The sequence below is a fragment of the Ohtaekwangia kribbensis genome (assembly GCF_042676245.1).
Classification (GTDB): domain Bacteria; phylum Bacteroidota; class Bacteroidia; order Cytophagales; family Cyclobacteriaceae; genus Ohtaekwangia; species Ohtaekwangia kribbensis.
The window spans coordinates 15,865-29,276 of sequence record NZ_JBHTKA010000004.1; the positions used below are offsets into that span (position 1 = coordinate 15,865).

Consider the following 13,412-nt stretch of genomic DNA (forward strand, 5'->3'; position numbering starts at 1 on the left):
AACCCATCCTATATAAGCGATCGCAGACGAAATATAGTAGATTAAGCCTGTAGATCAAAAAGCTCTCGATGTGAATATATATAACTATATACCAGGTATATTTTAATTAACAGTAAATTGGTGTGGGCTGTGTTTTGTTGGTGAAGAACACCAACAAAGGCATGGGTCATTTTTTAATAACGACACTTGCTACTTTATTTTTAATCTCTCGTAATTTCTTAATCTTATTTTTGAAATCATCACAAAACTTTCCCCAATCGTCCATTGATAATTTGGCCTGCTTTAAAACAATTTCGCCATTACTTTTTTCAAATTCTAAACCTCCAAATCCTATTTCCTCTTGACCGTACCATGGTAATGAATGTGCTGCCTTATTTCTTACGGGTATAAATGTCCCATTTATCTCGTTGAAGATTTCACGTACTTCATCGAATAGTCCAATAGATGTTAAACCGTCCTTTACCAATTCCATTTTCTTCCTCAATGTCAAATGTCTTAAAATGAATGCCTCTAATAGACCTTCACTTGTTATATCATCTGAGGCACTTTTCGGGATAATTAGAGCGACAATTATCTCATTCGTTACAAATTCTAAGTCCGAAGAGACACTAAGAATCTGTCCCCTTGCCAGTATTGCGTCCTCCTTTTGTTTTTCAGTGATTGCCATAAATGAAAATTGAACTGTCCAAAAAAATGATTACCGCTAAACGTTTATGTATAAGCCGTGGCGCTGAGCAAAAATAAAAAAATGTCCTCCTTATCAGCGCCATGGATTATACATTTTGTTGTGGCCAGTACATTATGCACCTGTTTTGTAAACGAAAATCTCAGAAATCCTTTTCTTTAAGTGTGTTTGTTCATCAAACGGAAATTTTGGTAAAGCTTTGTCTCTATCGATTACAAATTCAATTCCTTTGTATCGAGCAGTCCAAGTGTCACAAGTCTTACATGGGGTTGACCATTCTGGTGGTCCATAAGCTTTTATCACTTCGTCCAATGTCGAGTTTAGTCCAATCCCTTTGTTTGATTGCCCACTAAACGGTTGTCTAAGTAATATTACAGTAATCGTTTTTTTGCTGTCATAATAGAATGCAAGTCCCAAGTCTTTATAATTGAATTCAAGTCGTCCATCTTCATACAAAACCGTTTCGTATGTATTTCCAAGTGTCTTAGTAATGTCGTCAAGCGTTGTCTCATTCACACGAAATTGTCCAACGCCTTGTCCTTCGGTAATTGAATTGTCAACTTTTACCTCTTCGGAACTAACCTTTTGTCCACAGTAGGAAAAGAGTGTCAGTGAAACTATTGTCAGAATAAATCTTGTTTTCATAATGTATTGGCCACAACGTTCAGATATAAGAACATCGTTGCCTATATAAGCGTTTACAAACGAATATAGCAGATTAAACCTGTAGCTCACACGCGCTCGATGTGAATATTTATAACAACTATGTTATAAAATCCGGATGATCTTTAGCGTACTGCGCAATATGCGATGATCGCTGCGCACTCCTCTTTTCCACAACGGGGATATTTTAAGGTAACTTTAAATTTAGTGTTGGTAAAGCAGGTGTGATTTGTTGGTGAAAAGCGCCCAACAGGTATGGGAAGATAAACTGCTTCATTTGTCACGCAGCGTATGATACAACTCCAAACTAAAATTAACCGCCTGATAGAATCCAAAAAAATCTTTATGGAAAGAATACATTAATTTAGTATTTGACTGCATGAGGAGACCAACAGCCTTTTCTCCAGTGTCTAGTTTATCTATTTCCCAATCAATTCCGTTATAGTTTAATGATTTAATGAAATCGACAAAGTCTACTTTAAATCCGAAATCAATAAGGTGCCCACTTTTCAATGGTATTTGAAACAACATATCAAGGTATAAATCAAGTTTAAGACTTATACCTACAACTACTTCTTTAATACAGCTAATCTCATATTTAAGACCTTCATGCTCGAACTCATACAAAGCTGGTATATCACCTATCTGGTCTTGTAAAAGGATGACACCTGCCTCTTTCTTGAAGGCATTAAAATTATCTCCAATTGCTATTCCATTCAGCTTTCCATCAACTATCAACTCACTTAATCCTTTACTCATCAATTAAAATTAAATATATACCATCAATTTATTTCTTTCCGGCTCAGTGAACTTGGTGAATTCCTTGTCAATTTGCGCTGTATCAACCTCTTCTTTGTGGTAGTAATACTTCGCTCTTATTTTTTCCTCCTGTCCCCCAAGATATCTGCCATGCATTCGATTCACAACTAGATCTGTCAGGATGTTGTTATAAATCAACAGTTCTTCGTTGTCAGAGGTAAACTCACAAGTCTTCTTGTCGGGGTTACACGAAACTGTGATTGAAAGTATTAAGAGTTAGCAATTGCATACAACGTTTGTGCATAAGCAGTGGCGGAACTCGAAGCGCTTCACTGTCCCACGAAACCAAACGTTATTTGAAAAACTAAACTACAAATTTAAACCAAACCCCGCCATTGATTATGCACTTTGTTGTGCGCTGGCCATTTTTTCACTGCTCTTCATATCCTGTCCCTCGTAGATAAAAAGTCACTGAGTCAATCTTCTCCTTCAGTTCTTTCTTTTCAACCAAGAAGTCTTTGGTTTGTATTTGTCCAGAGTCATGTCTCTCATTAAGATTCTCCAATTCTTTTTTGAGTTCGAATTTCTTTTTGGCCAATTCGTAGTCCTCTAATTGTTTTTTCCTTCTCTCAACGATGTCGGGTCTTAATTCTCCATTGAGTTTGTCCCCTGGCGTTAAGTCAAAACTAAATCCACCTCTTTCGTCATAAGGAATACTTTGTCCAAGCTGGAAGCTAGGTCGTCTTCGAATTATTTGTTTAAATGTGTCGGCCTTGAAGGATATGTCGCCTTGTTGAGTAATAATTGTCCAGATGTTTTTGCTCTCGACTACCTCCATCTCAATGTCATCAATCTCTAACCACTTGTCGCCAAAAGATTGGGTTAACTCAATTGTCAAGTCAGTCGGTCTTTCAAAAACTAAAGTCGCTGGTGCAACCCAAAATGTAAATTGAAATCCTTCAATGTCCGGCTGATTCCACTGTAAAATATAGTCGATGTCCAATTCAAGATTCTCAGTCAGTCGAAGTCCATAAATGGTCGCATCATGCCAACCCATTTTCCCGAAGTCCTTCTCAGTCCAAATCCATTTTTCTAATTCGTAGTCCGTCATTTTCTTAAAATGGCTTGTGCACAACGTTCCAATATAAGAACATCGTTGCCTATATAAGCGTTTACAAACGAATATAGCAGATTAAACCTGTAGCTCAAACGCGCTCAATGTGAATATTTATAACAACTATTAATCACTCACAACACCTGCAATACTATATCAGGAAACTAATCGGTCGCTATACTCCTGCGTGAGGCAGTAGCTAATATAGTTTTATCAGCCTTTGGTGTTCTTCAACAACAAAACACCCGCACCCACACCACTACTCATCAGCATGCACCAGAAAATCCCAGCGCCTGCCCCGCTGTAATAGAAGGAGCACTGGAATAGTAATAACCTTCAGCGTATATACAAAGGCCGGCTTTAACCGGGTTTTGATGTATATAGTCTATCTTCTGCCATAGAACTTTACTGGACCATAACGATATACTCAATGAGTTGCGCTCCCACGCCTGATGCTTTCGGTCTCGCGAATTTACAACTAAATCGTGTTGTATAGGTGATTGCTCGTTGCGTAAAACTTTTAATATCTGCTGGCTGGTATATCTTAAAAAATCTCGCTGGACTGCTTCACGAGTATGCTCATTCATAATCAGCCAAATGAGATGAAAATGATTATCCATTATAACAAAGGCGTATACTGTAACGCGATTCGCTTTACTTAAAAAGGACAAACTGGAAATAACTATTTCTTTAAAACGATCATCTTGTAACACAGGCTTCACTCGAGGCATGTTACGGTTATAAAATCGGGATGATCTTTAGCGTATTGCGCAATGTTCAATGATGACTGCGCACTGTTATTTCCCACAACGGGTATATTTTAAGGTAACGTTAAATTCAGTGTGGGGAGTGGTGTGGCTTGTTGGTGAGGAACACCAACAAAGGTATGGATCGAGGCATGGAATCCATGAGTTCTAAAAAAATATCAGATTTATTTTTCAAACGAAAAATCTAAAAACATACCACCAACATAGTAGTATATATCAAAATATTTACCCCAACCATCTGGTGATAACACTATATATGTAACAACATCAAATATACACTCTTAGATATACTCAATGTAAAATATCAACTCATTCAATTATCTTTTGAGTATAATTATCTAAACCAAAACCAAATGAAGAAATTAACTTACCAGGATCATTGTGCATCATTAGTCATAAAATTATTTTATAGTATATCGCTTCTTCTTATTATATCTTGTAGTGACTCAGAAATTTCAGAGAGCAGGGTTGAAGACAGGTATGTAGCCTTAGAAAAATTGCTAACATCCGATTACAATGCGTTGGCCGCAGGATTGCGAAATAAAAAAACCGATTTCAGTAATAAACAATCTGTTACTACAATCGCATTTGAGCAATATCGCGAATCATCAGATTCATATAGGGCATTTATAGTAAACTATGAAAGGGCAAGCAATGTGTCCACGGCAAGAACATCTTCATACGCAGAACAATACAAGAAACAAAGATCAAAGAAATAGTAGCCTCTGCTAACATCTATACTAGCTCAGCAGAATTCAAATCCTATCTTGACAATCAATTTGAGAAAATATTTAAAAGCAGTATTGACAATACAGATAAAGATTTTCTCTTAACCTATATAATCAACTACAAGACAACTTTAACTTTCCTTGAGAATAATTCTGATTTGATTTTATCAAGTCAAGCCGGTGGCAGAACTGAGAAGAAAGAGAGCTGGTGGAATTCCTGGGGAAAATGTGCGGCAGGAATAGTTGGTGGTGCCGGCTCCGTAGGACTTGGTGGATTCTTAGGTGGCGCAGCAGTAGGCACTGTAACTTTGCCCGTTGTTGGCACGGTATCAGGTGCTGTGGTTGGTGGAGTTGGTGGAGCAATTTTCGGAGGACTTGCAGGTGCAGCAAGCGCGTGCTAATAAAAACTGATTTAAAACTATGAAACAAAAATCCAAAGCTCTTGTTCTACTCTACATTTGCCTCGTTGCTTCGCTCTTAGTATGGCTTTTTACATTAACAGGAGTTATTGGCGAAAAGGAAACATGGAGAATAATTTTTAGTTCGCTCGGATTAGCGGGCATCCTGTTTCTTACAATCTGGCTTAGCAAAAAACTTTTAAAAAAGGCTTAAGCCCATTGTAGTGAAATGCTATTGCGCTATATATAAAAAGTATTCGGTATAAATATACCGGATACCGCAATAGTGATTACTTTACAAAACTCGTTTCCATCCGAGACATGTAACGGTTATAAAATCGGGATGATCTTTAGCTGTATTGCGTGGTGTCCAATGCTGGTTGCGTGTTGTTCTTTTCCACAATGGGTATATTTAAGTAACGTTAAAATTTAGTGTAGGTGGCGGGTGTGGTTTGTTGGTGAAGAACACCAACAAAGGCATGGGAGCTGCCTCATAAAGTATAGTTGGTCCTACATCGAATATATGCAATTACTCGGATAACACCACGCCCACACTTTGTTGGTGTCTTCGTCTTCACCAATAAAGGCGTGAGTATATACTTCACTTCTGTCGTATTGCGCAATGTTCAATGATGACTGCGCACTGTTATTTTCCACAACGGGTATATTTTGAGGTAACGTTAAATTTTAGTGTGGGGAGCGGGTGTGGTTTGTTGGCGAAGAACACCAACAAAGCATGAGATATAAACTTATAGCTTACACTAAATCCCACCATTGCGCAAACATTTTGTTGTGTCTCGTTGCGTCAACTCGGTCTAATTATTCTGATAATTGATTCAAATGGTTTTACAACTGTCTCAAGCTGTTTACTAAGTTGTTTGAGAGCAATGTCTGGCCTTACATCTGATTGATTTTGTCCAAAGACCTTACTTGTCGGAGAAGTAAACACCTTACTTATAGAGTCAATCAAGAATGTGGTAAACTGTTCTCGCTCTTGAGGTGTTCCGTTAATTACAAGTTTTTCAACAAGTTCTTTGTAAGGAATCAAAGAAATAGAGATGTTAGATTTAAATGCATACTCTTCCTCTAGCTTCCGTTCCCTCGTGTATTGTGCTGAACAAAATGCAATTGCGTAAATAAGCGGAATCGATATTGAAAGCTTAAGATAAAATGCCAAATCAATGTTTAATGTCGTAAATGCAATTAACCCCGTTAGTCCTAAACTTAGTCCTATTACGAGCGCTAAGGCCATTAGCCAAAAGTTCTTTGAGGTCTTCAAATTATCTTGTCTTGTTTGAAAGGAATGAAACAATGAAAAACCTGTTGCTTTTTGTAATTGGTCTTTTATTTGGTCTTGAAGTCCTTTTAGGTTCTTAACTAAATCGTCTGTCTCTTTTTTGTTTCCGTCAATATTTGTTTTAGCCTGCTTGGAGGTCGAGTCAATATTTGTTTTATAACTTTCAATAGCGGTAAAGAATTCTCTAATCTTCCCTTCAAGCGTTACAATTTCTGAGTTATTTGAAACAGAGTTTGATAAGAGCTGAGTTGCTGTAATGTCATTTTGTTGAATAGTTGATAGGTGGGCTGCAGCTTTTTGTGAAGCATCTAAACTTTTCTCTAAATTTTCTTTGATTGACTCATTATCTGTCTGCGAAGCGGTCAATAAGGCTTGAAGGTCCGTTGATGCCTTCTGAATTTCTGTCAACAGTTTTTCAAGGTCGCTTTTTAGTTGAAGTCCATTGTCTAATTCCTTGCTTAACTCTTTAATTTTAACTTCCTGTTCTTTTAATTGATTCATCTTGGTCGTGTAGCCAAGAACTTCTCCTGAAAGATTGTGAATGCCAAATCTCCAAATGTCGGTGTACAAGAGTTCAATGGCATTAACCAAATTCACGACATGGTCTGCCCCTGAAACAAGATTGCTCTGAAAACCTACGATACTTTCTAAATCTTGAAGGATTGTCTTTTGAACCGTCAAGGGAAATTGTGTCAGTTTATTCTTCTCAATAGCGTCCTTAATTATGTCCCTGCATTGATTTAGATTGATGAAGGATTCACTAAGGGTTACATCACCTCTATTTGGGTCAAAACTAAATTCCTCACACTTTTTTAACACACCACTCTGTGAGTCGTCCGTTATCGTGTTTAGTATCTCAAGGAGTTTTTTTATTATTTCCATGGTCTAATCTTGTTTTAGCAATGACACACAACGTTACGATATAACAACATCTTAGCCTATATAAGCGTTTGTAAACGAATATAGTCGATTAAACCTGTAGATCAAAATGCACACTATGTGAATATATATAACTATAAATTCGTTTACAACACCTGCAATGCTATATAAAGAAACTAATCGGTCGCTATACTCCTACGTGAGGACATAGCTGATATAGTTTTCTTTGGTGTTACAGCTCTGCAAGTACTGGTGTTCCTTTCGACAACGGGTATATTTTAAGGTAATGTTAAATTCAGTGTGGGGAGCGGGTGTGGTTTGTTGGTGAAGAACACCAAAGGCATGGGAAGTGCTTTCAAAATTTTATTCTGGAAATTGTTCTGGATATTTTCGAACCCCATTGAGGGCAAAAAACAATTCATCTAATACTGAGCAAATAAATCCTATTGTATAGCCCTCAATTTTACCAACATACTCTTCATTGACAAATAGGTAACCGTTTTCAGAGATTTCAAAATCCCCTTTGCCTACACATAACGCTTCGATAAACAGTTTATCACGGGACTCGGAAACTTGTCCGCCACAGTGAATAATACAATCTCTGATTTTTTGAAATGTGGCAATTTCAGACCAGTCAGTCAATTTCTCAAAATCAAGGTCTAAATATTCCCTTATAAAAAATTTTAACCTGTCCATCAATCCACCTTTATAATCCTCAATTGTTTTATCCGTACGCTTAAGTTCATGAATCAATTTACAAAGTGCTCTTGAGCGCCTCTCCAGTATGGTGAATGTAAAAATGATCTTAATGTACCTGATTCTTGTCGGCTGTTCAATATCAAAAAAGCCAAGAGGAAATATTCCTTTTTTATAATCAATTCTCTCTTCCTCAAGTTGTCCGGATATTGAATGAATAAACCCCTGAAGATCCAATGCTCTTTCTATAACATGCTGTTCATGCCATGACATTCGATATGAAACAAGGTCATGTCGTTTATAGAATTCCTCAAAAATACTCGGGATTTGCTCCATAACAATTATGTAAATTTTGAAATTTTACAACTATCGGTAATCAATCACTCCTATAGTATATACCCCCGAAGCTAGCATTCATTCCTAAATATCCCGATGTAGTTCTGAGTGGCAATTTATACCATCAGGATATATTTCGATCAACTCATTTCAACGGTATATTTTAACGTAGCGATAAACTGGTGTGGAGATGGTTTGTTGGTGAAGAATACCAAAGGCACGGGTTTTATGTTTCTTTTTCAATCTTTGTTAGAATATTAGGAACTAGTGTTTCACTAAAACCTGCAAGGATTGAGAAGAAAATAAATCCAATTATCGGATTTGAAAGATTCTTTGTCAACCCAAAGATGAGATCGGCTTGAATTGCAAAATATGAAATGCCTGCAGCAAGTATTGAAATAGTTATCCGTTCTGCGCCATAAAGGAAATACAGCCATTTGGTAACATCTTTTTCGCTTACGATTTTATTAATACCTATTGAAATAGAAAAAAAACCTCCTACACTACCTCCTGCTGCTACAAATATCAAATTCCTGAGGTGGTCATAATCTACCAGTATCTTGTTAAGATATGTATATAATGAAATACAAAAGAAAATTGCTGCAATGAATAAGGAACTCATTAGTAGACGCATCCTGTTTTTGAATTGTTCCTCATACTCTGAATTTATCTCTTGAATTAGGCCTGCTATTTGGGTATTGGCGGATGCCGGACCTGATTCTATGGCGGTAGCTACGATGTCAGCTAATATTGCTTTTGTAGCTGACTTATCTACACACTTATAAAGCAAATTCTTTGCTTTTGTAAAATTCTCTCTAATTCCAACGAAGTAGTCTATGGGAACATTGTTGTTCTCTATAATTGTATCGATCCAGACTTTTAGAGAATCAACAACATCTGAGGTTTCAATTTCATAGATAACGTACTCATCTCCTCGGGCATAAATTTTTTTAATTGTATATCCACTTTGATCTTTAGAACCGACCTTAAAAGCTGAGGCCCTCTTTTGTTGTTCCAATTTATATTCTTCTGGTGTCGTCATAAATTGCTTACAAATTAATCAATCGCTATACTCTTGAGTGAGGGCAGTATCTGATATAGTTTTTTATTGTCTTGACTACGAGTACTGGTGTTCTTTTCTCTATCGGGTATATTTTAAAGTAACGTTAAATTTGAGTGTGTTTTGTTGGTGAAGGAACACCAAAGGCATGACAGGGGTATGGCTATGTTACTTTTTTTCCGTATTGGAATCTGCCTTTTGGAGTTCAATCTCTTCCTGTTCAAGCTCCTTTAGCTTTTTCAATTCCTCCAACTTCATTTTTCTATCCCATTGCTTTATTTGCGGCCCATACTTCTCCCCGAGAGAAAACACAAATACGTAGGATATCATCATGATCAATACAGTCAGATACAAAGGAAAGTTGTCATTATTTTCATTCCATGCCACTATACCGGTCATTTGAACAGGATAGTCAATTTTCTGCCAACCACTTTTATGAGTTAATCTACTTTGTTCTATATTTTGATCAACGGCAAAATTGATTGAATAATCATTCAACTGCCATACCTGTACAAGTATTTGTTGTTTCACTGCAAAATCCCCAATTTCAATTCGGTTTTTGAAATTTCCAGTTTTATTGAAATTTGTACCACTAGCAACAAAGTATCCCTCAAATGGAAGCTCTAGTACCAGCTCCTCTAATTCCTTCTGTCCCGTATTTGTAACAGTAAACCACCAATACATTCCATATTTGGTCTTAGTTTCTCCAACGGTTTCTGAAATACGAGATATTTCAAATTCAAAATTCTGCTCTTCAGATGAAAAAATATCAGTCTGCATTTTCTTTATCTTACTTTGAATTTTGTTAGATATTTTTCTATCAAGTTTTTCACTTCCTATGTCTAAGTATTTTCTTAGCGCAACACTCTCTAGTGAGTTTTTTATGACAACATCGAGGTCACCTGGCAGATAAAAAGGCGAATGATTTCCAATTGCTGTAACTACGTATTCCTTTTTTACATAATTATTATACAATTGAGTAGACACCCAAATAACAGACAGAACTGCAGTTATTTTCCCAAGTACTGTCCAAATATTAATCTTACTTTCTGACATAAATATCAATTTTCATAATCAATTCAACAGTTGTGAAAAATCAAGCAGTTTACTATTAAACTCATTATACTTTGTAAAGCTTACCAATTTCACTTTGATCTCTTTTAATGTTTTGTCTCTCACGGCATCAACTTTCTTACTTAATTCATCCTCATCGTCAAGATAAGAACAATACCCTTTTAACTTTTTAGGAGTCTTATACTTTAAATCAATCGCTAAGTCTTCGAGATCGCCATATGCAGAAATTAGTTCGCCCGCAATATTTAACCTTGTTACTTCTTGCTTTGTTGTAACATGGGACACATCGGTGTTTCTTAAACTTTTATATATTTCGTCATTCTCCCATCTATCGTAAACCCAATGGCCAATATCAGATTTAAGAAATCCATTATTTGATTTACATCTTAGCGTTCCCAGATTTGTACCTAATTTATCTGTAAGCTCCATATTAAAACCTATGGCTTCAATCTTTTTATCCGTCTTATTGATCATCTGAATTGCAACTTGAATTACATCATGGTAATCAATCTCGGTTTCTTTAATTGATAGTATTTTTAAATCAACCATTTTGTTCAGTGAATCTTTAATTACTCTTGCTTTCAGTTCTTTTTCCTCAATTTCCTTTTGCCTTCCCTTACAAAATCGATCGATTTCATTATAAACACTTTCAAGTTCTTTGTCCTCCTTGTCTTTCAATAAATTTAAAGTATCTATTTCTGTTAACAACATTTTATAGGACACCTTGTTGGCCAAGAAATAACTAAATAACGCATCTACATTCTCGTCAAATTTCTCTTTGCTTACAATATACTTTTCAATAGCTTTTTTGCTTTCGTCTTTCAACCTCATGTTAATATACTCCTCGCGGCCCTTCGTAAGGGCAACTAAGTTGTCAAGTAAGTCAATTTTAGTACTATCCAGATCCTTATCTTTCTTTATCTTGGTAACAGAGGACTCAACATTATCCTTCGTTATAATTTGATTCTTCGTTGTATCACACGAAAAGGCTGTGACAGTCAGAAGTAGCAATAACAGTGTTTGTCTCATAGGTAAACTAAGTTTCATTAAGAAATGGCGACCAGTGGTTTAATCAGTGTAATGGTTATACTCTATGTGAATATTTAGAAACCATAATCAAATTTGAGTATAGCCCCTTCCCTGTAAATTACAGTAACAAACACAATACCACGCTACTAATTTCCCAACTCCACATTTTCTCTTCCCAATAGCGCATTTTAGTTTCCGAATGAATAAGCTAGCTTAAACATTCAACAGTAAGAATATAACAAAAGCCCATCCTCTGCCTACTTCTTCAAGTAGCCAAAAGATGGGCTCGATGTGAATATATATAACTATATTTTAGATTGCAAACTCCGCAACCTATCTTTTCAACAACCTCACTAAGAAATTTATATCACGAGGCGTATTTATTCTAACTGACCTTTTGTAGCTGCGAATACGTAAGAGTCCTATACTCAGGGCGGCTAAACTTGGTATTAAGGCCCCAAGGAATATATAGATATCTGAATAAAACAATGATGAAACCCCTCCTACTATGAGTATAACTATAGCGATTGGAATTGTGATGGTGAGTTGTATTTGGCTGTTGAGTTTTATTTCATCGTCTGTGTCATCCAGGATTAGGATTTGGGTTAGGTTGTTCTTTTCGAAAACCTGGATGTCTAATACTGGTGAAGGTCTCCGCTTTCGGGTTGCGTTCTTTAGTCTTATCTTTTTGTTATTGACTTGTCCGGAGAAGTAGTGTTTGCCGAGTAGTAACGTCTGAAAATCGTTCTCGGTGGCAAATGTATTTTCTTGGAGTATTTTTATAATTGTTTTTCGGTCGAGGGTTGTTGTGAATTCTGAAAGTCGTTTCATTTATATACGAGCAGCGTTAATATAGTATAAATCGTTCTTCGCGTGAGGGATAGTAGCGGAAAGCCCGGAGCGTGCGTCTGGCGTTGTGCGGTGGGATCGCGAGGACTTGTAGCGGATAGCCCGACCCGTAGGGGCACGCCCAGCATATAAATATACTATACAGATTTTAGGGTTATTCGTTTGGTATGGTCGTTTACTTCGGTTTTGATCTCATGAAGTTCAAGTATATGAACCAGGTGAAATTGATAATCGGACCAGCCGCAGCCTCCGTGATGCTCGCCTGCGTTGGCTTTATTATATATACTTAAAATGTCCTCCACAACTGTAGTCGTGAGTTCTTCGTTTTGTTCCAACAACTCATTTATAGCGTGGGCGCATTCAAACTCGGGTTGAAGGAGTTGATGAGTAGCATTTGAAAAATACTCTTCTATACTTTTCATTCTTCCCAGAACTTCTTGTCGCTCGATCATTGTCTTAATCAATTTTCAACCTGTTAATTTCAGATTTGGTAAGGCCGGTCGCTTTCTTTATGGTGTCTATATCTACGCCTAACTTTTTGAAGTTAGCTGCTATGCTGTAACGTTCTTTTTCACGCTCTGCTTCCATCTTCATTTCCTGCGCCCAACTATACTCTTTTTTATCGATCAACTCATAGCGGCCGCTTTGTCTTAGTTCATCCATTATACCGAGGTCTACGAAGCTGGTATAGCTTTCTTCGGTAATTACGAGGTGGTCGAGTACTTCAACGGCCAGCATGTTGCCGGATTTTATCATGCGGTCGGTAAAGTCGCGGTCGGCTTCCGATATCTTTACACTTCCGCTCGGGTGGTTGTGTACGAGTATCATTTTGATGGCCGATTTATAGATGGCCATGCGAAATACTTCGGCCGGGGCTATCTCTACGCGGTTGGTGGCGCCTAAACTTACGAGTTCTATAAACAGTATTTTGTTGCCGCTGTTCAAACCGATTACCCAGAAGTGTTCCTGACTTCTGCGAATTTTATTTTCGCGCAGCAAAATGGTTTGCATAACGGTAAATATATCGGTGGAGTTAAGCACCTTTATTTTATGTGCTGCTGATAGACGAACGTTCATA

15 protein-coding genes are annotated in these 13,412 nt (G+C 37.0%); 2 read left to right on the forward strand and 13 right to left on the reverse strand.

The window, feature by feature from the left end; genetic code table 11:
• Window positions 1-166: 166 nt before the first annotated feature.
• From ACFQ21_RS13225 to ACFQ21_RS13245, 5 genes are all read right to left on the reverse strand, one after another.
• On the reverse strand, window positions 167-667 hold the full coding sequence (locus ACFQ21_RS13225) for a hypothetical protein (protein ID WP_377579680.1): 501 nt from the start codon (window positions 665-667) through the stop codon (window positions 167-169).
• A 132-nt stretch (window positions 668-799) separates the two neighbouring features.
• Window positions 800-1,330 carry a DUF4309 domain-containing protein gene (locus ACFQ21_RS13230; RefSeq protein ID WP_377579681.1) on the reverse strand — a complete coding sequence of 177 codons (531 nt, stop codon included), beginning with the start codon at window positions 1,328-1,330 and terminating at the stop codon, window positions 800-802.
• Between the two features lie 291 nt (window positions 1,331-1,621).
• Window positions 1,622-2,107: a hypothetical protein gene (locus tag ACFQ21_RS13235; protein ID WP_377579683.1), complete on the reverse strand. Its 486-nt coding sequence runs from the start codon at window positions 2,105-2,107 to the stop codon at window positions 1,622-1,624.
• 430 nt (window positions 2,108-2,537) lie between these two features.
• The gene (locus ACFQ21_RS13240) at window positions 2,538-3,218 is read right to left on the reverse strand and encodes a hypothetical protein (RefSeq protein ID WP_377579684.1); all 681 of its coding nucleotides are present in this window, start codon (window positions 3,216-3,218) and stop codon (window positions 2,538-2,540) included.
• A gap of 269 nt (window positions 3,219-3,487) precedes the next feature.
• Window positions 3,488-3,952 carry a transposase gene (locus ACFQ21_RS13245; RefSeq protein WP_377579685.1) on the reverse strand — a complete coding sequence of 155 codons (465 nt, stop codon included), beginning with the start codon at window positions 3,950-3,952 and terminating at the stop codon, window positions 3,488-3,490.
• Between the two features lie 389 nt (window positions 3,953-4,341).
• On the opposite strand from ACFQ21_RS13245, the gene ACFQ21_RS13250 reads away from it, so the two are divergent.
• Window positions 4,342-4,707: a hypothetical protein gene (locus tag ACFQ21_RS13250; RefSeq protein WP_377579686.1), complete on the forward strand. Its 366-nt coding sequence runs from the start codon at window positions 4,342-4,344 to the stop codon at window positions 4,705-4,707.
• Between the two features lie 167 nt (window positions 4,708-4,874).
• On the forward strand, window positions 4,875-5,117 hold the full coding sequence (locus ACFQ21_RS13255) for a hypothetical protein (protein ID WP_377579687.1): 243 nt from the start codon (window positions 4,875-4,877) through the stop codon (window positions 5,115-5,117).
• 507 nt (window positions 5,118-5,624) lie between these two features.
• Here the strand turns inward: ACFQ21_RS13255 and ACFQ21_RS13260 are convergent.
• The 8 genes from ACFQ21_RS13260 to ACFQ21_RS13295 form a co-directional block, all read right to left on the reverse strand.
• Window positions 5,625-5,771 (reverse strand): hypothetical protein, encoded by a 147-nt coding sequence (locus tag ACFQ21_RS13260; protein ID WP_377579688.1) that lies wholly within the window; start codon window positions 5,769-5,771, stop codon window positions 5,625-5,627.
• Window positions 5,772-5,919: 148 nt separating this feature from the next.
• The gene (locus ACFQ21_RS13265) at window positions 5,920-7,293 is read right to left on the reverse strand and encodes a hypothetical protein (RefSeq protein WP_377579689.1); all 1,374 of its coding nucleotides are present in this window, start codon (window positions 7,291-7,293) and stop codon (window positions 5,920-5,922) included.
• A 360-nt stretch (window positions 7,294-7,653) separates the two neighbouring features.
• Window positions 7,654-8,322 (reverse strand): hypothetical protein, encoded by a 669-nt coding sequence (locus ACFQ21_RS13270; RefSeq protein ID WP_377579690.1) that lies wholly within the window; start codon window positions 8,320-8,322, stop codon window positions 7,654-7,656.
• A 226-nt stretch (window positions 8,323-8,548) separates the two neighbouring features.
• Window positions 8,549-9,364, reverse strand: coding sequence for a hypothetical protein (locus ACFQ21_RS13275; RefSeq protein ID WP_377579691.1), 816 nt, complete (start codon window positions 9,362-9,364; stop codon window positions 8,549-8,551).
• Window positions 9,365-9,550: 186 nt separating this feature from the next.
• On the reverse strand, window positions 9,551-10,438 hold the full coding sequence (locus tag ACFQ21_RS13280; protein WP_377579692.1) for a hypothetical protein: 888 nt from the start codon (window positions 10,436-10,438) through the stop codon (window positions 9,551-9,553).
• A gap of 18 nt (window positions 10,439-10,456) precedes the next feature.
• Window positions 10,457-11,485: a hypothetical protein gene (locus ACFQ21_RS13285; protein ID WP_377579693.1), complete on the reverse strand. Its 1,029-nt coding sequence runs from the start codon at window positions 11,483-11,485 to the stop codon at window positions 10,457-10,459.
• 986 nt (window positions 11,486-12,471) lie between these two features.
• Window positions 12,472-12,786: a hypothetical protein gene (locus ACFQ21_RS13290; RefSeq protein WP_377579694.1), complete on the reverse strand. Its 315-nt coding sequence runs from the start codon at window positions 12,784-12,786 to the stop codon at window positions 12,472-12,474.
• A 4-nt stretch (window positions 12,787-12,790) separates the two neighbouring features.
• Window positions 12,791-13,411, reverse strand: a complete 621-nt coding sequence (locus ACFQ21_RS13295; protein WP_377579695.1) for a JAB domain-containing protein — start codon at window positions 13,409-13,411, stop codon at window positions 12,791-12,793.
• Window position 13,412 lies beyond the last annotated feature (1 nt).

Bases quoted from the DNA above. Each gene is read 5' to 3' on its own strand.
- ACFQ21_RS13225 (WP_377579680.1), bottom strand. From the start codon at position 667: ATGGCAATCACTGAAAAACAAAAGGAGGACGCAATACTGGCAAGGGGA.
- ACFQ21_RS13230 (WP_377579681.1), bottom strand. From the start codon at position 1,330: ATGAAAACAAGATTTATTCTGACAATAGTTTCACTGACACTCTTTTCC.
- ACFQ21_RS13235 (WP_377579683.1), bottom strand. From the start codon at position 2,107: ATGAGTAAAGGATTAAGTGAGTTGATAGTTGATGGAAAGCTGAATGGA.
- ACFQ21_RS13240 (WP_377579684.1), bottom strand. From the start codon at position 3,218: ATGACGGACTACGAATTAGAAAAATGGATTTGGACTGAGAAGGACTTC.
- ACFQ21_RS13245 (WP_377579685.1), bottom strand. From the start codon at position 3,952: ATGCCTCGAGTGAAGCCTGTGTTACAAGATGATCGTTTTAAAGAAATA.
- ACFQ21_RS13250 (WP_377579686.1), top strand. From the start codon at position 4,342: ATGAAGAAATTAACTTACCAGGATCATTGTGCATCATTAGTCATAAAA.
- ACFQ21_RS13265 (WP_377579689.1), bottom strand. From the start codon at position 7,293: ATGGAAATAATAAAAAAACTCCTTGAGATACTAAACACGATAACGGAC.
- ACFQ21_RS13270 (WP_377579690.1), bottom strand. From the start codon at position 8,322: ATGGAGCAAATCCCGAGTATTTTTGAGGAATTCTATAAACGACATGAC.
- ACFQ21_RS13275 (WP_377579691.1), bottom strand. From the start codon at position 9,364: ATGACGACACCAGAAGAATATAAATTGGAACAACAAAAGAGGGCCTCA.
- ACFQ21_RS13280 (WP_377579692.1), bottom strand. From the start codon at position 10,438: ATGTCAGAAAGTAAGATTAATATTTGGACAGTACTTGGGAAAATAACT.
- ACFQ21_RS13285 (WP_377579693.1), bottom strand. From the start codon at position 11,485: ATGAGACAAACACTGTTATTGCTACTTCTGACTGTCACAGCCTTTTCG.
- ACFQ21_RS13290 (WP_377579694.1), bottom strand. From the start codon at position 12,786: ATGATCGAGCGACAAGAAGTTCTGGGAAGAATGAAAAGTATAGAAGAG.
- ACFQ21_RS13295 (WP_377579695.1), bottom strand. From the start codon at position 13,411: ATGAACGTTCGTCTATCAGCAGCACATAAAATAAAGGTGCTTAACTCC.